General features: G+C 44.2%; 24 protein-coding genes. 17 read left to right on the plus strand and 7 right to left on the minus strand.

Annotated elements, in window-relative coordinates; all coding sequences use genetic code 11:
- Window positions 1–37: 37 nt before the first annotated feature.
- Window positions 38–607: a class GN sortase gene (locus tag ACFI6L_RS01335; RefSeq protein WP_348670723.1), complete on the plus strand. Its 570-nt coding sequence runs from the start codon at window positions 38–40 to the stop codon at window positions 605–607.
- Between the two features lie 85 nt (window positions 608–692).
- On the opposite strand, the gene ACFI6L_RS01340 is transcribed toward ACFI6L_RS01335, so the two are convergent.
- On the minus strand, window positions 693–2,123 hold the full coding sequence (locus tag ACFI6L_RS01340) for a glycoside hydrolase family 28 protein (RefSeq protein ID WP_462573276.1): 1,431 nt from the start codon (window positions 2,121–2,123) through the stop codon (window positions 693–695).
- Between the two features lie 141 nt (window positions 2,124–2,264).
- On the minus strand, window positions 2,265–3,260 hold the full coding sequence (add, locus tag ACFI6L_RS01345) for an adenosine deaminase (protein WP_462573277.1): 996 nt from the start codon (window positions 3,258–3,260) through the stop codon (window positions 2,265–2,267).
- 304 nt (window positions 3,261–3,564) lie between these two features.
- Between add and ACFI6L_RS01350 the strand changes: the two genes are divergently transcribed.
- The gene (locus tag ACFI6L_RS01350; RefSeq protein ID WP_014950330.1) at window positions 3,565–4,473 is read left to right on the plus strand and encodes a hypothetical protein; all 909 of its coding nucleotides are present in this window, start codon (window positions 3,565–3,567) and stop codon (window positions 4,471–4,473) included.
- A gap of 193 nt (window positions 4,474–4,666) precedes the next feature.
- Here ACFI6L_RS01350 and ACFI6L_RS01355 read toward each other — a convergent pair whose 3' ends face one another.
- Window positions 4,667–5,308 carry a peroxiredoxin-like family protein gene (locus ACFI6L_RS01355; RefSeq protein WP_462573278.1) on the minus strand — a complete coding sequence of 214 codons (642 nt, stop codon included), beginning with the start codon at window positions 5,306–5,308 and terminating at the stop codon, window positions 4,667–4,669.
- A 256-nt stretch (window positions 5,309–5,564) separates the two neighbouring features.
- Between ACFI6L_RS01355 and ACFI6L_RS01360 the strand changes: the two genes are divergently transcribed.
- The 3 genes from ACFI6L_RS01360 (at window position 5,565) to ACFI6L_RS01370 (ending at window position 7,097) form a co-directional block, all read left to right on the plus strand.
- On the plus strand, window positions 5,565–6,113 hold the full coding sequence (locus ACFI6L_RS01360; protein ID WP_039232321.1) for a YaeQ family protein: 549 nt from the start codon (window positions 5,565–5,567) through the stop codon (window positions 6,111–6,113).
- Window positions 6,113–6,421 carry a hypothetical protein gene (locus ACFI6L_RS01365; protein ID WP_462573279.1) on the plus strand — a complete coding sequence of 103 codons (309 nt, stop codon included), beginning with the start codon at window positions 6,113–6,115 and terminating at the stop codon, window positions 6,419–6,421. Before ACFI6L_RS01360 ends, ACFI6L_RS01365 begins: the two co-directional genes overlap by 1 nt.
- Window positions 6,422–6,686: 265 nt before the next feature.
- Window positions 6,687–7,097 (plus strand): late embryogenesis abundant protein, encoded by a 411-nt coding sequence (locus ACFI6L_RS01370; RefSeq protein WP_039228102.1) that lies wholly within the window; start codon window positions 6,687–6,689, stop codon window positions 7,095–7,097.
- A 91-nt stretch (window positions 7,098–7,188) separates the two neighbouring features.
- Here ACFI6L_RS01370 and ACFI6L_RS01375 read toward each other — a convergent pair whose 3' ends face one another.
- A complete protein-coding gene (locus ACFI6L_RS01375; protein ID WP_462573280.1) occupies window positions 7,189–7,647 on the minus strand; it encodes an aspartyl protease family protein in 459 nt (152 codons plus the stop codon).
- Window positions 7,648–7,979: 332 nt separating this feature from the next.
- On the opposite strand from ACFI6L_RS01375, the gene ACFI6L_RS01380 reads away from it, so the two are divergent.
- The 6 genes from ACFI6L_RS01380 (at window position 7,980) to dksA (ending at window position 13,553) form a co-directional block, all read left to right on the plus strand.
- Window positions 7,980–8,348: a hypothetical protein gene (locus tag ACFI6L_RS01380; RefSeq protein ID WP_014977175.1), complete on the plus strand. Its 369-nt coding sequence runs from the start codon at window positions 7,980–7,982 to the stop codon at window positions 8,346–8,348.
- Between the two features lie 195 nt (window positions 8,349–8,543).
- Complete coding sequence (locus tag ACFI6L_RS01385; RefSeq protein ID WP_014950337.1) at window positions 8,544–9,218, plus strand: nitroreductase family protein; 675 nt, start codon at window positions 8,544–8,546, stop codon at window positions 9,216–9,218.
- A 190-nt stretch (window positions 9,219–9,408) separates the two neighbouring features.
- Window positions 9,409–10,569 (plus strand): sugar efflux transporter, encoded by a 1,161-nt coding sequence (locus ACFI6L_RS01390; protein ID WP_462573281.1) that lies wholly within the window; start codon window positions 9,409–9,411, stop codon window positions 10,567–10,569.
- A gap of 169 nt (window positions 10,570–10,738) precedes the next feature.
- Window positions 10,739–12,904, plus strand: coding sequence for a M3 family metallopeptidase (locus ACFI6L_RS01395; RefSeq protein WP_416022415.1), 2,166 nt, complete (start codon window positions 10,739–10,741; stop codon window positions 12,902–12,904).
- An 11-nt stretch (window positions 12,905–12,915) separates the two neighbouring features.
- A complete protein-coding gene (locus tag ACFI6L_RS01400; RefSeq protein WP_416022416.1) occupies window positions 12,916–13,134 on the plus strand; it encodes a hypothetical protein in 219 nt (72 codons plus the stop codon).
- The gene (dksA, locus tag ACFI6L_RS01405) at window positions 13,131–13,553 is read left to right on the plus strand and encodes an RNA polymerase-binding protein DksA (protein WP_014950341.1); all 423 of its coding nucleotides are present in this window, start codon (window positions 13,131–13,133) and stop codon (window positions 13,551–13,553) included. The genes ACFI6L_RS01400 and dksA overlap by 4 nt, the downstream gene beginning before the upstream one ends.
- A 248-nt stretch (window positions 13,554–13,801) precedes the next feature.
- Here dksA and ACFI6L_RS01410 read toward each other — a convergent pair whose 3' ends face one another.
- The 3 genes from ACFI6L_RS01410 to ACFI6L_RS01420 form a co-directional block, all read right to left on the minus strand.
- The gene (locus tag ACFI6L_RS01410) at window positions 13,802–14,734 is read right to left on the minus strand and encodes a bifunctional helix-turn-helix transcriptional regulator/GNAT family N-acetyltransferase (RefSeq protein ID WP_305763275.1); all 933 of its coding nucleotides are present in this window, start codon (window positions 14,732–14,734) and stop codon (window positions 13,802–13,804) included.
- 97 nt (window positions 14,735–14,831) lie between these two features.
- Window positions 14,832–15,653 (minus strand): endonuclease VIII, encoded by an 822-nt coding sequence (gene nei / locus ACFI6L_RS01415; RefSeq protein WP_014950343.1) that lies wholly within the window; start codon window positions 15,651–15,653, stop codon window positions 14,832–14,834.
- A gap of 199 nt (window positions 15,654–15,852) precedes the next feature.
- Entirely contained in the window at window positions 15,853–16,974 is a 1,122-nt protein-coding gene (locus ACFI6L_RS01420; RefSeq protein ID WP_462573282.1) for a zinc-binding dehydrogenase, read from the minus strand.
- 625 nt (window positions 16,975–17,599) lie between these two features.
- Between ACFI6L_RS01420 and ACFI6L_RS01425 the strand changes: the two genes are divergently transcribed.
- From ACFI6L_RS01425 to ACFI6L_RS01450, 6 genes are all read left to right on the plus strand, one after another.
- On the plus strand, window positions 17,600–18,193 hold the full coding sequence (locus ACFI6L_RS01425) for a hypothetical protein (protein WP_462573283.1): 594 nt from the start codon (window positions 17,600–17,602) through the stop codon (window positions 18,191–18,193).
- 161 nt (window positions 18,194–18,354) lie between these two features.
- Window positions 18,355–19,080, plus strand: coding sequence for a transposase (locus tag ACFI6L_RS01430; RefSeq protein ID WP_462573284.1), 726 nt, complete (start codon window positions 18,355–18,357; stop codon window positions 19,078–19,080).
- Window positions 19,081–19,220: 140 nt separating this feature from the next.
- Window positions 19,221–21,212: a RecQ family ATP-dependent DNA helicase gene (locus ACFI6L_RS01435; RefSeq protein WP_462573285.1), complete on the plus strand. Its 1,992-nt coding sequence runs from the start codon at window positions 19,221–19,223 to the stop codon at window positions 21,210–21,212.
- Between the two features lie 70 nt (window positions 21,213–21,282).
- Entirely contained in the window at window positions 21,283–22,128 is an 846-nt protein-coding gene (locus ACFI6L_RS01440; RefSeq protein ID WP_049587937.1) for an SAM-dependent methyltransferase, read from the plus strand.
- 14 nt (window positions 22,129–22,142) lie between these two features.
- Window positions 22,143–22,349 (plus strand): hypothetical protein, encoded by a 207-nt coding sequence (locus ACFI6L_RS01445; RefSeq protein WP_014977183.1) that lies wholly within the window; start codon window positions 22,143–22,145, stop codon window positions 22,347–22,349.
- 77 nt (window positions 22,350–22,426) lie between these two features.
- Window positions 22,427–25,594 carry a hybrid sensor histidine kinase/response regulator gene (locus tag ACFI6L_RS01450; RefSeq protein ID WP_462573329.1) on the plus strand — a complete coding sequence of 1,056 codons (3,168 nt, stop codon included), beginning with the start codon at window positions 22,427–22,429 and terminating at the stop codon, window positions 25,592–25,594.
- The last annotated feature ends 44 nt before the right edge of the window (window positions 25,595–25,638 follow it).

Genomic DNA, 25,638 nt, shown 5'->3' on the forward strand with positions numbered 1-25,638 from the left:
TTCTTTATTTTTTGACTGAATATTGCTTGGACAAACAATGATTAAATACTCTTTTACCATCATCTTAGTCTTGATCGCCACAGCCAGCTTTGGCAAAGCTGGCTGGATATTGCTGAAAGCTGAGCTCGCGCAATATTTAATTCAATCTTCGTGGGAAGAAACGCTAACCACTGGTGCTAACCAGAAGCCTTGGCGTTGGTCTGATACCTGGCCAGTAGGCAAGCTGGTTCATGCCAAAAGCGAAACGCAGCTGTATGTACTAGAAGGCGCACAGGGAAACGCCCTTGCATTTGGCCCTGGACACCACACCGGCTCGCCCCCACTCGGACAGGGTGGTAGTGTGATTGGCGGGCATAGAGATACTCACTTCACGTTCTTAAAGAAGGTGAGAGCCAGAGATATTATGCAATTGCAGTTGCCGAACTCACAGTGGGTAACCTATCGGGTTGTATCGAAGACGATAGTCGATGCCGCCTCGGCAATGAAAGTAGATGTAAATGGGCAGCAGCTCTACTTAGTTACCTGCTACCCATTTAATGCGGTATCAACACAAAGTAATTTACGCCTTGTTGTTGAGCTGGTCGAAACTGAAAGCCAGCGAACCTAAATAGGTTCGCCTACAATTAATTAGCCGCTTGTTACGGCGAAAATAAAGGACCAATGCGAACAACCTATCGCGTTTAACCTGTTTTCTAGCGAGTAATAGATTCTATGTGCAGCGAAGAAAACGTGCCGTTCCAGATTTGCTCACCTATGCTGACATTTTCAAAGCTAATATCGTCGGCATTTTCTAGGACAAGAATTTCTTCTGCTTCCTTAATTTTAATGTCTTTGAATTTAACGTTGTGCACAGGGGCTGCGTCCGGAGCGTGAATTTCCAAAACCGTTCCCACATTTTCTACCGTTAAATCTTCAATAATAATGTCGGTATAGGTAGCCGGAAAATTACCATGTAAATTACTTGGGTAGTTTAGCTGGAACCAGAATAAGTGCTTAAACGAAGCCACTTTACTGCCTCTAATTCGAACCATTTCGACGCGCCCGCCTCTGTCTAAGTTACTCTTAAAGCGATATGCTGAGTCGCCTTCATGCAAGATGTTGTTCTCAAAAAATACGCGCTTAATGCCGCCAGACATTTCCGAACCAAGACCAATGCCGTCTTCCCCGCCTAAATCATTGTTTCGCGCAACAATGTCTGTGCTAGGTATACCTATATTTCGACCGTCGGCGTCTCTACCAGACTTAATAACGATACCGTCATCACCGGTTCTAAAGTGATTATCTTCGGCAAGCACAAACTGGCTCGACTCAATGTCTAACCCATCGTTGTTGTACAGGTGACTTTCTACCTTCACTCGTCTTACCGTAGCATGAGAAGTATAAACTAAGTGATTAACCCAAAACGGTGAGTTCAGGGCCGTATAATCTTCAAGCAGCACACGCTTGGCGTGGAAAAACTGAATAAGCGGAGGGCGCAAGTAATGCCCTTCTCCGAACTGACGCTTCTCTACTGGAACGCCATCAAACCCCATTTTACGAAGCGCATGCATATCTGTATTTTGTTTCTCATACCAGCCAATGAACGCCGATTGGGCATTTCCGTCGATAGTACCTTTACCTGTAATTGCCACATCTTCCACATTTAGCGCATAAATTAGCGGTGAATAGGTAAATACCTCAGTACCCTCCCAACGGGTTTTAACCACCGGTAGGTAGTGCGAAGGGTCGCCGGAAAACAGCAGAGTAGCGCCCTCCTCTAGGTGCAAGTTCACTTTGCTTTTAAGACGAATAGGACCGTCTACTTGCCATGTTCCTTTGGGCACAACAACAATACCGCCGCCGCTAGCCGAAGCCTTGTCAATTACACTTTGAATTGGCGCTCGCGCTGCACTTAGTGAAGTATCACTCACATCAACCACAAATTTTTCGTTTGGAATAGTGGGCAGCTGGATCTGATTTACAATCTGTTCAGCAATTTCCCAGTCTTCGTCAGTAGATGCCGACGCATAGGAACAAGTTAGAAGGGTCACAATAAACGCCACCCATCCCAAAGCCCGGCGGTGTGTGAAACGGCTGGGGTAGCTACTCATAGAACGGTCAACATCAGGTATAAAGCGCAGCATAAAAGCTCCATTATTTAAGTCGCAACTTATTACATTTAAGAAACAAAATATTCACATTACGACAATAATGCCACCGGTGGCATTATTAATCAAAATAATGTTACGGCCCGTTTAACCACGGCACGATTTTTATCTTTCGGATTAGTTTACTTTGCGCTTAAGTGCGGCTTTTTCGGTTTCACTTAAAAAAGCAATTGCCAATGCATTCTCTTGCGCTTGTTTAATATGAGAAGGCATAAGGCCAGCTTGCTTAGCTGCAACGGAGAATTCGTGATCTAACTCTACACCTTGAACTGCCGGGTCGTCGGTATTCAGGCAGGCGAGTATGCCGTGATCCAAAAAGGTTGTTAACGGGTGCTCTGTTAATGATGTGACCGTGTTCGTCAATACGTTGCTGGTTAAACAGCTTTCAATACCAATACGGTTGTCGCGCAAATAGTCCATTAGCTTAGCATCATTAATAGCGTTAACACCGTGTCCTATTCGCACAGCACCTAAGTCGTTAATGGCTTGCCAAATGCTCTGCGAGCCTACTGCTTCACCTGCATGAATTGTGATAGGCAGCCCTTCGCGGCGCACTTTTGTAAAGTGCTCTATGAACATGTTGCCAGGAAAGCCTTTTTCATCACCCGCCAAATCAATTGCAGTTATATGCGCTTTACAGGCCAAGATTGAATCTAGCTCATGCTGACATACTTTTGCGCCATAAGAACGCGACAAAATACCGATGAGATTAACTTTAACATCGTGATCTTTAGCTGCGCTTTTTACACCATCTATTACGGCCTCAACCACACCTTGTGTTGGTAGCCCGTGACTTTCAGCCATAAAATAAGGACTAAAACGCAGCTCTGTGTAGTCAATACCCAGCTTAGCCGCATCTTCAACATTCTCTATCGCCACCCGTTTGCAGGCGTCGAGACTGCCTAACACCTTAACGCCCCAAGTAAGCTTATCTAAAAATGACACCAAATCGGGGGCGATCTCCATTACTTGAACATGCGGTCGCAAGCCCTCTAACGAATAAGCTGGCAAACAAATGTTAAATTGCTGACCAAGCTCCAGAATCGTCTGCAGACGCACATTGCCATCTAAATGACGATGTAAATCAAGTAATGGAAAGTTTTTATTTATCATGGAAATACGATGAGTTAAGGCGTAAGCCCTACTATACCACTTGGCGCTGTAAACCTCGCACTCTTGCAGAAAATAACTTTTTTATAGCGGGACAAAACAGTGCTTTTTTTGAAGCAAAATTTGTTTTAAGTTCGCTCTTGGCATCTAACTTTACTCTATCGATGCTTTTCTTGATTACTTTTCATAATTTTTAGTAGCAACGAGCCAGTTGCTCGTTGGCGTGCGCCTTGTCAACAGGCTAAATACCACCAAAGAGCAACAGGCCTCTTCATTATCACCAAAAAACACTAACAGGAGCACAGTCATGTGCGGAAAATGTATAGAAGGCTGCTATTTAGCAGGCTGGCGTAATGGCGTGTATTCATTCGAACATATGCAAGAAGAACCCGATTTTATGGGGAAAGATGTAAAGGCAGCCCATGGCTTGGTGGAAGCGGTATGCTCATTAGGTTCTTCGCTCAATGAGCTCCACGCACTTGGATTAGCGGACTCGCCAATGATAGCTTGGGCAGGATGGATTTATTCGAGAAACGAATTGCACACCCAAATCGATTTAACACGGCATGACGACGTTCTTAAATATCAGAGGGCCTTACGTCATTCAAAAGAAAGTAAATGGGCTGAGATTAATGCCCTCTACCCGAACATTGCGAAGTTTTTAGATAACCTAACGCTTCAAGACGTTGCTAATACCCTCGATGAAGCGCTTCTCGATGAAATTGAGACATGCCTTCTTGCTCTTCATGGTAACGGGTATTACACCTTTGAATTCGTAGAGTCTATGTTCGCCGCCGAAGGGCTATTCCCCATTATTGAGCTTACTGATACTGCAAAGCCGTCACTGTTTGTTGACCATGCACTTGAAATATTCTTACTAACCGAACATCTTTTACACTTTCGCCCATTGTCTTGGGCGCTTCGTGTGGCGTTAACTGTTGACTTAACGTGCGATTTCGACAGCTTTCATATGGCGTGGCGTCGATACACCGCTAACCGCGTGTTAAACGCGCTTCTAATAAATCGCAATTTGAAAGGTGTGTACGCGTTAGCAAGTACACTTGAACTCAATACCGTTCACGCTATATGTCAGCGGAACGTAGCGAATAAACACTTACTTACTCAGCTATTAAGCGTCGTAAACAACTGTAAAGGCGACACTTATATTGAACCTAAACGTCTAGCCGCGCACATCACTTCATTGATCTCAGTGTAAATGCTTACTCCTTACACTTTGATATTTTGAGATAGGGTGACTCGGTGAATGGTTAAGTACAGCTCGTTATGACAGTCAAATACGTGCGAATCTAACTTAATCATTATAAGACGCGATGAAATGCAGTGCTCGATATCATAAAGTACTTTTGGCATGCCTTACCAAGAACAACGCCTTGGTAAGGCTATTCGCATTACATTTCTTTTTTAAGGGTTTTCGCAACCGCTAAAACTAGGTCTGCCGACGGGCGAACTTTGAAGTCTGGGCTAACATAGCTAAACAAAACCTGCCCTTTTTTATTGAGCATGAAGATGCTGGGTGCTGGTAAAACACTATTACCGCTTTCATCTTTTGTTAAGTTAATGCCATAGGTTTTGTACTTTAACTCAGTTACAGTATCTAAATAGAATCCAACACCGAACTCGCGAATAGTGTCTAGTTTGTCGTCGGATAAAAGCGTAACCAAGAATTCTGTTTCAAGCTTTTGCTCTTGCAAGCGCTCTGGTGATTCAGGTGAAATGGCCAAAATCTGATAGCCCATACCCACCAAGTCTTTTTCAATATCTTTAAGCTGGGCAAGCTGCTCATTACAATACGGGCACCACCCGCCGCGATAAAAAAGTACAATGCTGGGCTTTTGCATGGTAAGCGCTTGTAAGCTTACCGGCGAGCCATCTGCCATTTTAAGCGTTGTTTTAGGCGCCACTTGACCATTAAGCAACGGCGTTACTGAATCTGCATCTTCTGCAATAGTGCCGCGCTCCAAAGCATACGCATTTGATGCGCCTGCTATACAGGCGAACATTAACATCGCCATAGCCACTAGTTTCTTCATTAACCCTCTCCGTTTTCATTTTTGTTTGTTTAGTTTTTGGTTATCCGCGCTTTGCGCGATGTCCAATATGACCGAGAAGCTTCACTAGAAATTTCGCGCACCAATAAATAAACCGACAAATACTTGTATTGGGCGCTACTCACCTACAGCGGAATTTGCTTTTTACTGCTACTATAGCGCCAAAACTTGCTATGCCACTTTTTTACATAGCACACGGGGTTAACTTCAAGCCTCCTAAGAACAAAGCAGGAACACCATGGCTCTTAAAGCGACCATTTTTAAAGCTGACATATCCATCACGGATATGGATCGCAATTACTATAACGACCACAACCTTACTATTGCCCGTCACCCTTCTGAAAATGACGAACGAATGATGCTGCGCGTGGTTGCGTTTATTGTTAATGCTCATGAACGCCTACAGTTTACCAAAGGGCTGTCTGACGATGACGTTCCAGATTTATGGCAAAAGAGTTTTAGCGATGAAATAGAACTGTGGATTGAGTTAGGCCAACCCTCTGAACAGCGCATCAAAAAGGGCTGCAATCAAAGCCAACAAATGATGATTTATTCCTACGCCGACAACAGCTTCGACGCGTGGTGGAAGAAAGAACATAACAAGCTACAAACCAAAAAGAACTTATCAGTTTTCACTTTGCCAGAGTCGCTTGCCGCTACTTTGGCCAATGCTGTTCATCGCTCTATGCAAATACAGGTTACTATTCAAGATGGGCAAATGTGGCTAACCATTGAAGGTGCAGATGTCACCGAGAGCGTTGAAGTGTCTATAGAGAAGCAGTTGTAATGAAAAAACTCTCGGCCGTTCAACTCAAACAGCAAGCACTGGTTTTTTGTGTAGCCGATAGCCTTGAAGCACAAGCGCTTGAAGAGTTAAATGGTATGCAACAGTGTTGGTTTGACGTTCAGTATCACCAATTCCCCGGCTCGTTACTGCTTCGCTTTCAATTCGAAAATGAAGAAGCGGTGTCAAACGCGGAGCCCGAGCTAAAGAAGTGGCAGCGAAAATTAAGCGCAGCGCTACTTAAAAAGGGCGTTGTGTTGAAGGATATGCGCCGGCACCTCGTGTTTACCACACAAGGCCCAGAAGCGTAGCCTTGTCCAAATTCGCTGTACAATATCTCAGCATTCCACATGCAGTTTTGCCAGGTAAATGTTTGGTTATAATCCTTTCATTTTTCGGTATAAAGTCTACTTACACTTTATCAGGTAAGTAGGCTAGACTGGTCTCGTCGAATATTCAGCTTGCCGAATATGACAATAAAACGGCAGGCATTTTGAACGTTTACAATGGATATTTGAACACACCATGTTGACCGGCTTTGAAACAAGCCACTATCCCAGCAAAAGGAGCTTCACAATGAAAACTAAAGCAATGGCGTTAGCACTGTTACTGTCTTTAATGGGCTGTACTGAGTCTAGCGAAGAGACGAAAAGCGAAGTAAAAAAAGAGATGGAAAAAGCGGGCGAAGCGACAGCAGACGCCTATGACAGCGCAAAAGAAAGTGCTGCAGATTCTTGGGATAAAACCAAAGACGCGAGCTCTGAAGCTTACGAAGAAGGTAAAGAAATGGCTTCTGATGCCTTTGATGACGGCAAAGAGATGGCTTCAGACGCATACGAAGATGGCAAGAAAATGGCCTCTGACGCATACGACGCAACGGCTGAGAAAGCAGGCGAATTTAAAGACGCCGCAGCGAAGAAAGCTTATGAAGCTTGCGTAAAAATGAAAGAGCAAATGGGCGGCGACGTTAGCGAGTGCGACGATTAATTTAATCTTCCAGCGAAAAGCACATTTGAAAGCGAACCTTCGGGTTCGCTTTTTTATTGCTATTTAATCAAACAAAAGTGAATCATTCACGCTATTCACACCCGGCTAAAATAACAGCGTCTGGTGTTATAGTTAAAGGTGCGACCCTAAGCAACGTATTAATACCTAAAATATTGTTCCCTTTGGGAAGCACGGCCACTTCTACTGGCCCCACTTCGCACGTATTTCCTATACGAACCGAGTTTAATTGATACTGAGATATTTTAACGATCTTTCCATTTGCCATTCTGGCAGCAGAGGTTCTGGTGGCAAGAAGCTTTTGATTTCTTGTTAGCGCATCGAACGTAGCTTGATTGAGGGTTAACAAGCTTGAACCCGTATCTAATAGAAACGAAGCCTTTATGTTCGATTCTAGGGTCGCTTCTAGATACAGTGTTCCGCCTTTGCTTTGTGAAAGAGGAATATTTTGCTCTATCGCTGACACGGCAGATGTGCACGCTAACCAAAAAGTTAGCAGAACAAATAAGGGAATTTTAAATTTTACACTCACCGCACATACACCCTTTGTCGACACTTTACATAGGTGTTGATTAACAGCAAGATAAAGACCAAAGGGTAAATGATTGATTTTACCGAAACTCTACAACACCAGACGGTGCCACAGCACCATAATAGTGCACAAAACCATTTACTCCGCACCAACGTTAAACACTCCGTTTTCAACGCAGTAGCTTCTCTTTCAACTGCTCTCCATTCTCTTGATTACTCAAATTCTTTATATCCAATCAGGTGATAGCAATCACCTATCACCAATCGTCATTGTTTAGAACTTTTTCGCTCATACAATGTAGAAAGGTAAGTATGTCAACGAGAGGACACGACATGAAATTACGCTATGTATTGGGTTCATTAATTACGGCTGTTTCACTTGGTTTTTCTGCAAACGCAGCGCAAGCTATGACATCATCAACTGATGAAACGGTTGATGTACAAGTAGTTGATTATTCAGGAAAGCCTCCATTTAAACGCAAGATTGTAAGCTTATCGGTAAACGATGTAGCGCAATTGGAATCAGTAGGGCAAGAAGCTATTGAATACGTAGAAGTGAAAGAAGTCATCATGCGCGGTAAGCCACCGTATCGCAGAGTGACAACCATGATGCCTGTGTATGACGTTGCCCAACTTGAAATGCTAGAAGAGCAAACTGACACGCAAAAACGCGGCACTCGCCCGCCGTTCAAACGCCACTAACAGCGTTTTCTACTACCAAAAAATTGCACCAAAGCGATTCACTTTTGCCTGAGTGAGTCGCTTTTTTATTGTGCATACTTGTTTACGCCATTTTCTATTTCGATATATATAACACGACCTAGTTAGCGCGTTTTTATTTTTAATAACCCGTCACTAACGATAGAGTAGTAAAAAAGCAGAAAAACGAGATTATAAATGCAGCCTCACGACCATTCTCCGCTCAGTGATTTTATTGAGTACCCTGAAGAGCAAATGCTTTCCCGAAGCGAAGATTTTTTAAAAACCATGCAGCGCCGCCACAGTATTCGTCACTTTAGTGACAAGCACGTTGATAAAGCGGTAATTGAAAACTGTATTTTGACTGCTGGCACTGCACCTAGTGGAGCAAATCATCAGCCTTGGCATTTCGCCGCTATTCAGTCGCCCGAAGTAAAACAACAAATACGCGAACAGGCTGAAGCGCATGAGCGCGGTTTTTATAATGGGCGTGCGGGGCAACAGTGGCTAGATGACCTAAAGCCGTTAGGCACTGACGCAAGTAAACCCTATCTGGAAACCGCGCCTTGGCTTATTGCCGTATTCAGTCAAAAGTTTGGAGAGACAGAAACGGGCGAAAAAAGCCAAAACTACTATGTGCACGAATCGGTGGGTATCGCGGTGGGTATGCTTATTACTTCACTCCACAACGCAGGTTTGGCAACCTTGACCCACACACCAAAGCCAATGAACTTTTTAACCGAAGTCTGTCAACGGCCTGATAACGAGCGTGCTTATATGCTTATTATTGCGGGCTATCCGGCGGATAACGCCACAATTCCTGCACACGCCATGCAAAAAAAGTCGCTTAGCGAAATTGCGAGCTTTCTTTAAATTTGAAACGCGCTATGGGCTTGGGTGCATGAAGTAAACTAAGTATTTAAAACGGCATAACTAATAAAAGCTTTGTCATAGACATGAGATACGCAGCACTTATAATGCGCCCTCGTTATTAAGGGCTGCGACCTTTTCTTTACGAATTTCGGTCAACTACGTTTAACAGTCCCTCGGAGCTCGTATCCTCATGTCATCGCGTCACGCATTCTCTCCACAACTTCCTTTTTTACTGTTAAGTCTATTAACTGGCCTAACATCGTCGTTTGTAACGCCACTGATGAGCTATTTCCTCATTGATGAGATCAACGTTGAGCCTATTTATATAAGTATTTATATGGTGTCCGTTACGCTATCAGGGTTGGTGATCAGTCAGTACCTCGGGCACTTGGCAGACAAAGGTTTTAACGCAAATCGCCTTTACGGGCTAACCATGATTTGCGTGGGCATTGCCATGGTCGCCTTTATCTTTAGCAAACAGTTTTGGCATGTATTTCTTGCAGGCGTCTTGTTTATGTCGGTGGGCGCTGGAGCCGTGTCTCAAATGTTGACCGTTTCGGGATTATGGGCAAAAAACCAAGACATCGACTTAGCCGCATTTAACTCAAAAGTTCGCGCTGCCATTTCTCTCGCTTGGGTAGTAGGTCCGCCGCTGGCATTTACGCTGGTTGCCAATTTTGGCTTCGCAGCGTCCTTCTCGGTGGCCATCGCATGCGTGATTGTTGCAACGCTGTTTGTGGTGAACGTTGTGCCGCCTCAAAAAGCCAATCAACAGTATCTCAATACAACGCTTAAAGGCTCGCTATCACTGCCGTTTTGGCTTGTGGGGTTAGCCATACTTGCCGGAATGGCAGGCAATGTCATGTATTTATCATCCATGCCTTTGTACGTAATGAATGAACTGGGGTTGCCGGAAAATTTGCCTGGGCTAATGATGGGTGTTGTGGCCGCACTCGAAATACCTACGATGTTGCTAGCAGCCAAATTAGCCCGACGGTTCCCTCCTGCGGGTATCATGGCAGTGGCGTTTATTTTCGGCTGTTGCTTTTACGTTGGCGTGTACTTTTCTCAGTCAAGTTGGGAGTTATTGACCCTTCAAATATTGAACGCGCTGTTCTACGGTTTATATGCTGGTATTGGATTGACCTTACTGCAACAACAAGCGCCCGACTTAACTGGATTCACTTCTGCGTTTTATTCAAACGCCACTCGGGTGGGTATGATGCTAGGCACCATTGGCGCAGGCACCGTGGCTCAATTCTTTAGCTTCAGAGATGCCACTATTGGGTCGTTGTGCATTGCCATATTTGGCTTAAACGTGATGTTAGTGTTCATGTTTGTAAAACGATAAGCACGCTAAATTTTATTCAAAGAAAACTAGCAGATTGCTAGTTAAGGCGTAACCCAGCAGCACCTCTATCGCTCCCTTTAACTTCTTCGCGCTTTCTCACAATTGACAATTGTTACAATATAACATTACACTCACAGACAGTTAATTACCCTAAAAATTTAGGAACCCTATGAAAAAGCTCCTTATTTCAGCCACGATATCTTCTATACTTTTGGCAACAGGCTGCACCGAACAGGCGTCAACAATGAATAAGACTGCTACAACGCAGACAGACTCAGTAAAAGCAGAGCAGTCGAACCCTTTATTTATGACAAGTTCACTGACTTACGGCGCGCCGCAATTTGATTTGATAAAGGACGAGCATTTCATTCCTGCATTTGAAAAAGGAATGGAACAGCACTTACAAGAAGTAGAAAAAATAGCGTCTAACCCTGACGCCCCCACCTTTAATAATACGCTGCTAGCGCTTGAAAAAAGTGGAAGTTTACTCACCAGAACTAGCCGAGTATTTTTCAACTTAGTAGGAACAGATAGCTCGCCTGAACGCAGAGAAATCCAAAAAATTCTAGCGCCAAAGCTGGCGGCTCACAGCGATACCATTAATTTAAATAGTGCGCTTTTTAAGCGTATTGAAACACTATACAACCAGCGCGACGCGTTGGAGTTAGATACTGAATCAACCCGACTACTCGAAGAGTATTACTCTGATTTTGTTCGCGCTGGCGCTAAACTTAATGAATCAGATAAACAGAAGATACGTGAAATAAACGAAGAACATTCAACCTTAACCACGCAGTTTTCTCAAAACCTACTGGCAGAGTCATCTGAAATTGCGGTGGTAGTAAATGACGTAGAACAGCTGTCAGGGATGTCAGAGCGTCAAATAAAGGCCGCATCAGATGCTGCTAAAGCTGCTGATAAAGAAGGCAAATATCTTCTAAGCATCACGAACACTACTCGTCAACCTGTCCTTACTTCACTAGAAAATAGAGCACTTCGCCAGCAAGTGTGGGAAGCGTCAGCATACCGAAACCAGTCTGGGGAATACGACAACACCAAAATTATTAGCCGATTGGCAGGACTACGCGCACAAAAAGCAGCATTGCTTGGATTTGATAGCTGGGCGGCCTACAGCCTGGACAAGCAAATGGCCGGTTCGCCAAGCGCTGTATACAACATGCTAGGCAGTATGGTGCCCGCTGTGCTTAAAAACGTTGAAAAAGAAGCCGCTGACATTAAAGCAATGATTGAAGCGGAAGGTAATAACTTCGAACTAAAACCTTGGGATTGGGCTTTCTATGCAGAAAAGGTAAGACAAGCTAAATACGAGCTAGATGAAAACGAGGTGAAACAATACTTCGAGTTTAATCGCGTGCTTGAAGATGGCGTGTTTTTCACCATGAATAAATTGTACGGAGTGCGCTTTAAGCCCCGTCCAGATTTGCCAGTTTACCACCCTGATGTAAAGGCTTACGAGCTGTTCGATGTAAATGGTGACAGTTTAGCGATTTTTTATGCCGACTACTTTTCTCGCAAAGGTAAACGCGGTGGAGCTTGGATGAGTTCGTTCGTAGGACAGTCGAAATTGCTCTCGCAAAAGCCTGTTGTGGTTAATGTAATGAACATAAACAAAGCGCCTGATGGCGAGCCTACATTAGTCAGTTACGATCATGTGACTACCATGTTCCATGAAATGGGTCACGGACTTCACGGCATGCTGTCAGACGTAAATTACCCAACGTTGGCCGGCACATCTGTCTCGCGAGACTATGTGGAGTTCCCTTCTACCTTCGAAGAAGACTGGGCAGCCCACCCTGACGTTATTGCAAACTATGCCAAGCATTATGAAACTGGCGAGCCTATCCCAGAGGCTCTGCTGGAAAAGGTGATTCGTTCACGTACATTCAATATGGGTTATGACACATTGGAATATATGTCTGCAGCACTGCTTGATATGGAGTGGCATTCTATCTCTGCCGATCAGGCGCCTGAAGATATCCAAGCCTTTGAAGCCCAAGCTCTCGATAAACATAATGTTGGCTTGCCTTATGTACCGCCTCGTTATAAGTCAGCATTCTTTGCACATTCAATGGGTGGCGGCTATTCCGCTGGCTACTATGCCTATATGTGGAGTGAAATTTTAGCCGCTGATGCCTTTGCTTATATGCAAGAACTCGGCGGATTAAAGTTAGAAAACGGTATGAAATATAGAAAGGAAATCTTATCTACCGGCAATTCTCGTCCCCCGATGGAGTCTTATAAAGCATTCCGAGGAAAAGCGCCAACAACAGATGCTCTGCTTATTCGCAGAGGGCTTAAAACCAAACTCGACTAACAGGAGGCCTCATGAATTCACCGGTAATACCCTCTAACTTCGTTGAATGGCAAAACTGTATTGTCCGCGATTGTGGCATAGCGTTAGACAAAGCGTTTTTAGAATCACGGATAGCGGCGCTTTCGAACATAAAGGATCAGCATACAAAGCAATTTCTACGTTTGTATGGCGAGGCACACTATAAGCAGGTTTTAGGCTGGTTTCATCAAGCCTTAGTGGAGCTGAAATGAGTAAAACGTTGACTAAAGAAGCGCTTCTTGCCGCCAGTGAAGACGACTACATGAACGATGAGCAGCTTGAATTTTTTAAAGAATTGCTCAACGATTTAAAACAGCAAACCATGGCTCATATTGAAGAGATGAAGGCATCGTTAAGTCAACCTCCTGAGATAAACGATGAAGTTGATCGGGCGCAGTATGAAGAAGAATCCAGGCTTTCTCTTCGAATTTTGGACAGGGAGCGAAAGCTACTTCCTAAAATCGATAAGTCGTTGCGACGAATAAAAGACAAGTCTTTTGGATACTGCTTGGAGACCGGAGAACCCATTGGCATTCCTAGGTTACTGATAAGGCCTGTCTCAGAATACTGCGCCGATGTGAAAATGGTAAACGAAGGCAGAGAGCAGCATTATTACTCACAAAGAAAGTAATGATACTTTCTGTGCCTGAGAGTTTTTGAGTGAATATTTAAGTGAAAATTTGAGTGTGCGGTTAACAAGGCGCACACTCGTCTTTTGGCAAGAATGGACTGAATGCGTTTCAGCTTTTTATCATTTTATAATGAAAGCCGAGAGTTAACCGTTTTGACAACGGTGGTATTGAACCTTCAGTTAAACCAAAACAGTGACCGCTGTTTTGCGTGGCTTTACTTATAGCTGCACTTTACGATAACTATTATTTATTTGAATAAAAGCTCCATCTGCACATCACATCTCGCATAGGGCGACGACGCCCCCTTAATATGCTTAAACCCTATCTTTTCGTACAAACGTATTGCGGGCTTAAGTACCGAATTGCTCTCTAAATAAAGCCGCTTTAACCCCATCAGTTTCGCTCTTTCGACAATACTTTTACCTAACAGCAGCCCTACCCCTTTGCCTTGAGCTTTGGGAGACACCGCCATTTTGGCAAGTTCAAACGTATCGTCAGCTTGTTTAATAAGTGCACAGCAGCCTATGGGTTCGCCCTTATCTAACGCGATCAATATCACACCCGACTGATTCAAAATGTAGCCTTCAGGGTCGTCGAGCGCTTTAAAGTCGGGCTCTTCGAGCTCCCAATATTTGCTTATCCATTCAACATTGAGCGATTTAAATGCCTCGCGATACTTTGGCGCATAATCGACTACCTTAATATCAGGCGAGTCACCGTCCACTCTCGCACTTATGGGGCGATATCGAAGATGCCTTTCAACTACGCTCACCGCTTCCCACAAATCTATACCCGTTTCATCTTTTAGCTCGCGCATGGCAGTGTCTATGGCATCGCACTGCTTTTCCATTTTGGGCACCATCGCTTTCGCTTTATCGTTTAGCGCCACCAGCGTAACCCGCGAATCGTCGCTCGATTTATAACTTTCAATTAGGTCGCGTGCTTTCATTTCTTTTACGATTTTACTCACCGACACGTGAGAATGATTTATCTCTTTAGCGATATTCACGACGGAATCAGCACCTTTTGACGCGAGCACGTAAAATACTGGAAACCACTTTGGCTCTATCGCAAATCCAAATTTCGCATAAGTATTTTCCGCATCCTTTGACACCTGCGCGGCTAACTGACGTAAGGCAGTACCTAATGCAATATGCCCCAATTCATTAAATGACTTCACTTCAAAAAACTCCGTAACCAGTTACGGATATAATTAATCGTAATTGGAGACAAGTCAAACAGATTATTATTTGATCATCGAAAAACGGGGATGTGGTTCACTTCGCCTGGCACCGGCTACACCAATAAAAACGTCGCCCGTTATACGTTTGGCGTTTTATTGGAGTGGCGCAGATTCTACAAGGCTGCTCTTCCCTGTCGAACACCATAAATCGCGTACCTTCAAAGTTAACGCCTTTTGCTTCAAGCACTTCGCGTAGTTCTGTGTACACGGTATAGCCACCGGTTTCATAGCTACGTTTGCATATTGTTAAGGTGTGATGTGCCAAGCTGCGCAGCTGCTCATCAGCTAACTGAGAAGGTTTGAGTGAAGGATGAACACCTGCTGCAAACAATATTTCGCTGCGAAGATAGTTGCCCAGACCTGCCATAAAGCGTTGGTCCAGATATAAACCGCTTAGTGCGCGGTTATAGAAAGCTTTTGAACGTAAACGTTCTAATACCAACTCTTCTGTCACCGAATTGTTGAGTACATCGGGTCCAACTCTTTGTAAAAAAGGGTGCTCATGAATAGTTTGCGTTGGCCAAATGCTAATGTCAGATGCACTATATAAAATAGCACTGTGTGTTTCGGTATGAAGCCCTACCCTTAGCTGGCGGGTAGTATCCGGCATTCTATTGCGTTTACAGGTATGCCACACGCCATAGAGTTGGTTATGTGAATACATAGAGAGCCCATTGCTAAAATGGGTAATTAACGCCTTGCCGCGAGTTTCCATGCGCAGCACTTTTTCGCCTTCTAACTGCTTAGCGTAGGGTTTAAGTTGAGCTAATCCAAACTCTACTTTTTCTAGGGGAATATCTTTTATCACCGCTTCAACTTTATCTGCAGCGCGACGAATCTCTGGGCCTTCAGGCATGTTGTCTCAAATACCTTTTATCTCGGTTACTGGTTACTTCGCATCATTGTCAGCTTCTTTGCAGCTGAAACATAACGAATACAAAAAGGGTCTGTGGCCCTTTGATGTACTTTAAACCGAAGTTTGTACATCAAAGATCAACAGACCCTATTATTGAACAAATTTAAGCTGAAAATGCCGTATTTAAACGCTGCGCTGATTAGCCCTTGTTTGGCACAATCAGGTATTTTTCACCGGTTTTTTTAGCGTTATAAAGCGCTACATTCTCAGGCTGTAATGTCTCCTCAAGACTCAGTTCGTTGGTGTAAGACGACGCAAAGGTAGTATTAATTTCCGTCGCCACTTTTTGGTAAAGCTCGCCTACACGCTTCTTATCAAGCTTGCCTAAGAAACGCATTAATAGCCAACCACCAATGCTCCACGTCATGCCGTAAGCGCGATTCAAAGTAGTAGGCGAGAAATCTAAGCCGCCGTAGATATACACTTGTTTATTGCTGTCAGAGCCGTAAGTGTTAAAGCCTTTTGCATCTTTACTGCCCGACGCTTCCATCATAGTGAGGATATCGCTAACTAGCTCACCACCGCCAATGGCGTCAAACGCTAGTGTTGCGCCCGTGCTGTCGATGGCTTGATAAAGTTCGGCTTTAAAATTCTCACTACTTGAGTCGAGCACTATATTCGCGCCGATCTCTTTAAGCATATCCACCTGTTTTTGGCTGCGAACAATATTTACAAGCTCTACGCCCTGCTCTAAACAAATCTTATTCAGCATTTGCCCAAGGTTCGATGCCGCTGCGGTGTGTACTAGCGCTTTGTGGCCTTCCATACGCATGGTTTCAACCATACCTAGCGCGGTCAGTGGGTTAACGAATGATGACGCTGCTTGTTGAGGCGTTGTGCTATCTAGGTGAGGCAAGCATGCCTGCATAGGCACACAGGCATACTCGGTATACGCTGCACCAGTAAGAATAGATACGGTTTTGCCCATTAAAGCTTGTGCCTCCGGGCTATCACCCGCCTTAACAACCGTACCTGCACCTTCGTTTCCGATAGGCAGAGTCTGGTCTAAACGCGACTTAATACGATTTAACAAAGGCTTATGCACCGGCGCAACCAACGCACTTTTATCTGTATCGAAGGTCGCTTTATCTAGGCTTGCTGGACCAAACATAGGCCACATATCTGACGGGTTAATAGGAGATGCTTCCATACGCACAATCACTTCGTGCGGCTTCGGCTCTGGAACATCAACTTCTTTTAACGATACCTGAAGTTCACCTTCTGAGGTAATTAGCGTAAACAGTTGTTTTGATTTATCCATGTGATTATTTTGCCCTGAAAATTAAACGCTGAATGTATTGCTAAGCTAACACGCCACAACTATCAGCAATATTTATATTGCGAATACATATGCGTTTCGACCACTTATACACCCCAAAAAATGGGGTCAGAGTACATTTTTGCGAGTTTTTCCGCGTAGCAACCCCACGGCTACACCAAGTAATACCGCCTCTCTTCTAATCGCACATCACGCCATGAGCTTTATCAATAAAGTACTCTGACCCCATTACTTCAAGTTTTGAACTGCCCCTTCAGAAAAAATGGGGTCAGAGTACATTTTTTCCGAGTGTTTCTGCTTAGCAACCCAACGACTACACCAAGTGATACTGCCGCTCTCCTAATCACACATCACGCCATGAGCTTTATCAATAAAGTACTCTGACCCTATTACTTCAGGTTTTGAACTGCCCCTTCAGAAAAAAATGGGGTCAGAGTACATTTTTTACGAGTGTTCCGCGTAGCACCCCCACGGCTACACCAAGTGATACCGCCGCTCTCCTAATCACACATCACGCCATGAGCTTTATCAATAAAGTACTCTGACCCCATTACTTAGATGGGTTACACTGCTAAGCTTGTATCAACTTGCTATGATGAATTAAGAAATGAAAAAGTATTGTGCATACGTCTTACTTGGGATTGCTGTAATAAGCAATGCTGCGCTTGCTAAAGAGGCACCTTTGGTGTCGATTCCTAACCACGATGCGTTTTTTAATGCGATAAAAACCCACTGCGGTAAAGCATTTCAGGGCAAAGTTAGCAAAGACAATGTGGGTAATACGTTCGGTGATGCGAAGCTTGTTATGCACATAAGAAAGTGCACAGACTCGGAAATTCAAATTCCATTTCACGTGGGTGACGATGCATCCCGCACTTGGATTCTAACGAAAACCGGCGCGGGTCTTATGCTGAAGCACGATCATAGAAATGAAGATGGCAGCTTTCATTCTTCAACCATGTATGGTGGCCACACAGTAGATGAAGGGTTCCCCCAAGTGCAGTCGTTTCCTGCAGATGTATATTCAAAAGCGTTATTTATAGAATCGGGAATTGCAGCATCAACGGATAACGTCTGGCAAATGATGATCTACCCTAGCCGCTTTAGCTATCGACTAATTCGCCCTGCCCGCGAAGTACAGGTAGATTTTGATCTCGAAAATCCTATAGCAACGCCAAGCGCCCCCTGGGGATATGAATAATGGGGTCAGAGTACATTTTCTAATTTAAGAGAGCCAAACAAGCCATTCATTTCATTCTTCCAGCTTGCCCGTTAGACCAGTTTTGATAGGTACAGGGTTGTAGCCTTTTCTCAATTCACTCATTTTATTAGAGAGAATATAGAAAGGAATTTGGTGAAATTATGGCAAGGAAACCTCGCTTGGCTCCCGCAGGCTATCCTCAACACGTCATCCAAAGAGGTAACAATCGCTCAATATGCTTTAAGTGTGAAAACGACTACATCGCTTATATTAGCTGGCTTAAAAAGTTCTCTGCAAAATTTGATGTAGGCATACATGCTTGGGTATTGATGACCAATCATGTTCATTTACTTTGCACTCCTAAGCTTGATAACCTTGGCGTAAGCAAAATGATGCAAGCGCTTGGCCGCATGTATGTGAGGTACTTTAACCACAAATATGAGCGCTCTGGAACGTTGTGGGAAGGAAGGTTTCATTCCAGTCTGGTCTCTAACGACGAATATCTTCTCACGGTTTATAGATATATCGAGCTAAACCCTGTAAGAGCGAACATGGTCGAAAAGCCGGTTGAATATAAATGGTCAAGCTACAGAATAAATGCGTTAGGCACGTCTTCGTCACTGCACAGTCCTCATCCTGTATACCTAAATTTAGGAGCTTCAGAAAGCCAACGTCTTGCCGCTTACCGCGCTCTGTTCGATGATGAACTGCCTCAAACTGACATTGATAAAATTCAAAGCGGTACTCGAAGAGGACTAGTGCTGGGAAGCGATACATTTAAACAGCAAATTGAAAGCCTGACTGGGCATCGCTTAAAACACGAAGCGTTGGGTAGGCCACCGCAAATCAGTGAGCAGTTAACCGCTGGTTGCTCGGAAATAGCTTAATGTACTCTGACCCCTTTATTTTTAAAAACGTCGCGTTGGCTCAACTAGCTCAAACCTGCGAACACTTAACCACAAACTGTTTGGAAATAAGTTAATGTACTCTGACCCCATTTTTTATATCGCGACTTGGAAGCTTATTAATGTACTCTGACCCCAATATTTTGCAGCAGCTGTTTGGTTTTTCGGCGTTTCGCGAGGGACAGAAGGAGGCAGTAGAATCACTGCTTGGCGGAAATTCAACGTTAGCGATTTTTCCCACTGGCTCGGGCAAATCATTGTGCTATCAGTTTGTTGCTAAGCAATTGCCACACTTGACCTTGGTTGTGTCGCCACTATTAGCGCTGATGAAAGACCAGCTGGAGTTTCTTCATAGCAAAGGCATTGCAGCGGCCAGTATCGACTCTACGCTAACGCCCGAGCAGAACAAGCAAGTGATGAACGACGTGCGGTCAGGCCAGTGTAAAATTCTGATGGTGTCGGTGGAGCGCTTTAAGAACGAACGCTTTAGGCAGTTCATTGAGTCTGTTCAAGTAAGTATGCTAGTTGTCGATGAAGCACACTGTATCTCTGAGTGGGGCCACAACTTTCGCCCTGACTACTTAAAACTCCCCGCGTATCAGAAAGAGCTTAATATTCCGTTAGTACTTCTGCTCACAGCTACTGCCACTAAAAAAGTAAAAGAAGATATGGCAGCGCGCTTTGATATTGCGCCAGCCAATATTATTCAAACAGGGTTTTATCGGCCCAACTTGAATTTGCATGTTCGCCCTGTACATGAACCATATAAAAACCAAGCCTTACTTGAAGAAATTCAAAAACAGCAAGGCGCGGGTATTGTTTATGTCACGCTTCAAAATAGCGCAGAAGAAGTAGCCCGGTTCTTACAGCAACAAGGGTTTGCTGCAAAGGCTTATCACGCTGGTCTCGACAGTGATATAAGACAAGGTATCCAGCAAGATTTTATGCACAATAAGCTTCAAGTTGTTGTGGCTACCATTGCATTTGGCATGGGCATTGATAAGTCGGATATTCGCTTTGTTGTTCATTACGACTTACCAAAGTCTATTGAAAACTACAGCCAAGAAATTGGCCGGGGTGGACGAGACGGTAAAGCGGCAAACTGCACGGTTTTAGCTAACCTTGACGGGCTAGTCACCATAGAGAACTTCGTTTATGGCGATACACCAGATAAAAGCGCCATTCAACGCGTAATTGATGATATCAGCTCACAGGTCCCTGCTCACATAAATTCAGCGGCGCACAATGATTCACCTACCAACGGCGAAAACAATGTTTACCAGTGGGAAACGCAAATAAATAGCTTATCGAGTGCCAGCAACATACGACAGCTTCCGCTTAAAACCCTGCTGGTACAGCTTGAACTTGCCAACGTTATTCGCCCTTTGTATGCCTATTTTGCTGAATATAAATTTCGCTTTATTTCAGAGAAAACCACCATACTCGGCCTTTTCTCAGAAGAACGGGCTCGCTTTCTAGACGCCGTATTCACTCATTCAAATATGAAAAAGGTGTGGGGCATTGTAGATTTCGACAGTATTTATCAGCATTACGGCGCAGAGCGTGCAAGAGTGGTTGCCGCACTAGAGTATTTACATGAACACAATCATATTGAGCTTGCCTCGCGCTTAATAACTGACGTATACCGCGTGGACTACGAAAAACTGCAAAATGCCGACTTAGCTAATAATCTGGCTCACTATTTCGCTGAAAACGAGCGCAAAGAAATAGAACGTATCGCCGCGCTGGTAGGCTTCTTCGAACTCAATACTTGCTTAAGCTATAACTTATCGGCGTATTTTGACGATTCCCAAGCGCCCAATGAATGCGGGCACTGCAGTGTATGTCAGGGAAATGTGGCTAAGCTCGGCTATTCAAACCCAATTCCCACACCGAATTCAGACCAAATATCAGAGGCCATAGCAGCACTAAGAGCCCATTTGAGCGGAAAATTTGATGGCCCAATCACATCATCTATTTGCTGTCGTTTTCTAACTGGCATGACCATGCCTTTGTTCACTCGATTTAAAGTGAGACAAGTAAAGGGCTTTGGTTCTTGTGAAAACTGCCGATACGCTGATGTGAAAGCAATGGTAGATGCTATAAATCAGTGAACGTAGCAAATACCCTAAATCTAATTTATAGTGTTGAGTGAATCACAATTAGCAAGTGGTAAAGGAAAATATGACGCTAATTCAGGGACAAGAACATACTCCTAAGGGATCGCTAGTTGTAGTTGGCACTGGAATCAGTGTTGCGGGTCAAATGACGATAGCGACCAAAAGCCACATCGAAAATGCTGACATTGTGTACATGGGGATTATGAACAAAATTGGTGAACACGTGGTCACCAATATAAACCCGAACAGTGTGTCTTTAGACGACCTTTATCAAGAAGGGAAATCTCGCGCTGTCACCTATGACCAAATGGCCGACCGCATCGTGCAGTCAGTTGTTGAAGGTAAAAAAGTGTGCGTGGCTTTTTATGGTCACCCAGGCGTATTTGTTACGCCTTCTCATGAGGCTATTCGCAGAGTACGGGAACTTGGTCTAGATGCGCAAATGCTCCCCGGCGTGTCTGCAGAAGACTGCTTAATTGCGGATTTGGGAATAGATCCCTCTCGCTTTGGCTGTCAATCTTATGAAGCAACTCAATTTTTGTTTCGCGATTACCGAATTGACCCTCACATGACGCAAATCATCTGGCAAATAGGTTTAGCCGGAGAAGCAACGCTAAGCGTGTTAGATGCTAATCACAGTGAATCTGGGCTTGCCATGCTGGCTGACATTCTGGCCGAGCACTACCCAGAAGATCACGAGCTGATTATTTACGAGGCAGCCACCCTGCCCCTTTGCGAGCCCAAAATACAAAAAGTGTTGCTTCGCGAATTACAGTTCGCCAAGCCAACATTAATTTCGACCCTAGTTGTACCCTCACTTGGCATGCCAGCATACCGTCAGGATCGTTTGGCAAAGCTAGGTTTAACTGAGCAGCAAGTTATTGACTTTAGATCTCCAAAAGTAAACTAAAAGGAAAAAACGACATGGCAAAGAAAACAATTGTAGATTTCTTGGTTGAGCTAGACAGCAACAGCAAACTAATGGATGCGTATAAAAAGGACCCTGTGGGCACTGCAGAAAAGTACGGTTTATCTGGTGAAGATCTTCAGCTAATTAAAGACCAAGACTGGGACGAAGTAGCCAAACGCTTTGATGATACAAGCAAGGCTACCCGCGTAATTAGCTACTAGTCGTTATCTTTTTAAGCTAGCTGAAGTAGAAAGTGAAGCGCCGTTTGAAATGCATCTTCGCTATCGTTTGTTTTACGATGGCGCTTCCTACTTTTGCGTTTTTAAAAGAACCACTTAACACCACATCATCAGTCACTACGCTAGACGAACTGAAGCAGCGAATTCAAAACAATGATGAGTCTGTAGAAACCACATTCACTGAGCTAGGCTACTTCTTCGACGCCCACCCGAACGCTTTTCAGCAAGCCCGTTTATTCAATCTAAGAGCTTATAAGCATATACTTGAGCAAGACCTTGTTGCGGGGTACGAAACTCTGTTGGAAGCCCGCAAGCTTGCAAAAAAAGGCGGCAACACCATGGCGCTGGCAGAATCTTTTCGCCTAGAAGGGCTAATTTTGGACTTGTCAGGTGAGCATGCTCGTGCACTCGAAGCGCTCAACAAATCCCTTGCTGCATTCATTGAAGTAAATAGCGATAACGCCTTGCTTGTATATAGCGCTATGGGCAATGTGTACATGTCGCTGCAAAACTACGAAATGATGTTGCAGCTAGGTCAAAACTTCCTCGCCGCAGCCCAGCGTTTAAATGATAAAGAAAACAAAGCCATTGCTTACTTTTTCCAAGGTTACGCGCAAACGGAACTGGGCGACTATCAAGACGCTAAAATAAGCCTTCTGCTGGCAGAAGAATTGTTCAAAGAGGTGCACTACCCCTTTATTGGCATTGTTCATACCAAAATGGCTGAGCTACATATCGCCCAAGGCAATTTAACTGAAGCGCTAACCATGTTGAACCGCGCTGCGGAATCAGATCGCAAAGTTGGTTTTAAATACAACGAAGGGTCTAGACTACTGCGCTTGGTCGACATCTACATTAAACGCAATCAAATAGACTTGGCTATTAGCGAACTTGAAGGTGGATTAAAAAAAGACGCCATAAAAAACGACAAGTCAGTGGTTCTAAGCATGTTGGAAAAGCTCATTTCACTCCTTGAATCAACCAACAATTTTGAAGCCGCATTAGAATATTCAAAGCTATACACGAAAACTTATGAAGAGAGTTTTAATGAACAGCAGTCAAGATTGTTAGCCCTTAACCGCGTACGGCTTTCTATTTCCGAAAAAGAAGAAACCATCAAGCTTCTAGAGAAAGACAACCAGCTAAAAGAGCAGCGTAACCTCATACAGAAAAAGCAAAACACGTTTCAGCTGTATTTCATCGGTTTCGTGATCCTTTCATTAGGTTTAGTCGTTGGCCTATGGCTTAGAACTCGCCAACAACGTAAGGCGCTCGATGCACTTACTCAAGACCTTCAGAAAGCAACAAAAGCAAAATCTGACTTTCTTGCACGCATGAGTCACGAAATTCGCACGCCGCTTAACGCCATTATCGGCCTGACCAAGCTTTCACAGCGGGCTGCAGAAGATAAAGATCAACAAACGAACCTTATTCAGATTGAAGGCGCGTCGCAAACCCTACTAAGCATAATTAACGACATACTCGACTTCTCGAAAATAGAAGCGGGCAAGCTTGATATTGAATCGACGCAATTCAATTTAGACGCGCTAGTAAACCAAACCATTAGATTGCATTTAGGGCGCGCTGAGGAAAAGCACATAGAGCTTATTCAGCATATATCACGTGACGTACCGTTAAACCTCATCGGCGACCCGTTACGCATACAGCAAATTCTAAGCAATTTAGTTAGCAACGCTCTTAAGTTTACCGAGGATGGACTGATTTCGGTAAGCGTTAGATGCACGCATAATGTAGAAGACATTCAGCTTGAATTTGAAGTTAAAGACACAGGGATTGGGCTAAACAGCACGCAAAAGGCTTTGCTATTTCAACCATTTAACCAAGGTGATGAGTCTATATCTCGTCGATACGGCGGCACCGGCCTAGGATTAGCAATATGTAAGCAGTTAGTCACATTAATGGGCGGAGAGATTTGGGTTGAGAGCCAGCTTGGAAAAGGCGCAAGCTTTCATTTTACCGTAACCGTTAAACAGGATGCTTCCCAACAAATTGTATCGCCGTCTAAGCAACTTTCGTTACTTAAGGTGCTTATTGCTGATGACATTGGCGTGTCGCGTGACGCTATTATCGAGTCGCTATCAGTGGCTAACATTAAAGCAGATGTTGCGACCGGCGGTAAAGAAGCCGTAGCCAAAATGCGTGCTGCTGTGGGAAACAGTGCGCCTTACGACGTACTTATTTTAGATTGGAATATGCCTGACATTGATGGATTGGAAGTTGCAGCCATCATGAAACAGGAGTTTTCAATTAAGCCACCGAAGGTGATAATGCTGTATGCATTCGAGTCGCCTCATATGCGAGAGCAGGCTAACCAACTAGGTATTCGAACCTTCATTAAAAAGCCTTTTAGCACTAGTGAGCTTGTAGATAAGCTACAAGAGCTTTGCTTAAACGTGAACACAAGAACCCTACCAGCAGATGCTGCGCCTGTGCCCAATCTGCGCGGAACGAAGATCCTTTTCGCAGAAGACAATACGCTGAATCAAAAAGTAACCCTTGGTCTGTTAAACGACACCCACGCGAATATTGAAGTGGTTAGCAACGGCTTTGAAGCCATAAAAGCCTTACGTGAAGATAACAGCTATGACGTGGTATTGATGGATATTCAAATGCCCGTTATGGACGGGTTAACAGCAGCTAAAAAAATCAGAGATGAGCTGAAATTAACTTTGCCGATTATTGCCATGACGGCTCACGCCATGCAGCAAGACATTGACAAGAGCCTGGCAGCGGGCATGGACGGCCACATCAACAAACCGGTTGACCCAAATCGCTTCTTTGACGTGCTTGTTGAAGTGCTAAATAAAGAAAAGTCGACGGCGACCACTGAAGTAACCGGCGGGCCATCGGCAAACACAATACCGCTGAGCTTTATAGATAAATCTCAAGCCATGCAAGCAATGTTAAATGACGAGACTTTGTATAAAGAGTTACTTAATGACTTTGCAGCACTTAACAAAGAGCTAGATAACCTTCGAAAAGCCATTGATGAAAAAGACTATGCTTCTATTGTTCGTATAGCGCATATATACATAACTGCCCTTCGGTACATTGGCGCTTACGCCTTAGCTGAGCTAGCTGCAACGATTGAGCTAACGATAAAGCGTAATGAACATGAAAGTGTAGCTGGTTTTAGCGATCAGTTAGAAGCACTTTACACAGCGTTGGTAGAGATGAATGCGAAAGTTGAGGGAATGGTGAAGTAAAGCCTTTCAGGCTGGGATAAGTGAAATTAAGAAAAACAATGCCC

The sequence above is a fragment of the Alteromonas sp. G4i35 genome, assembly GCF_054960375.1.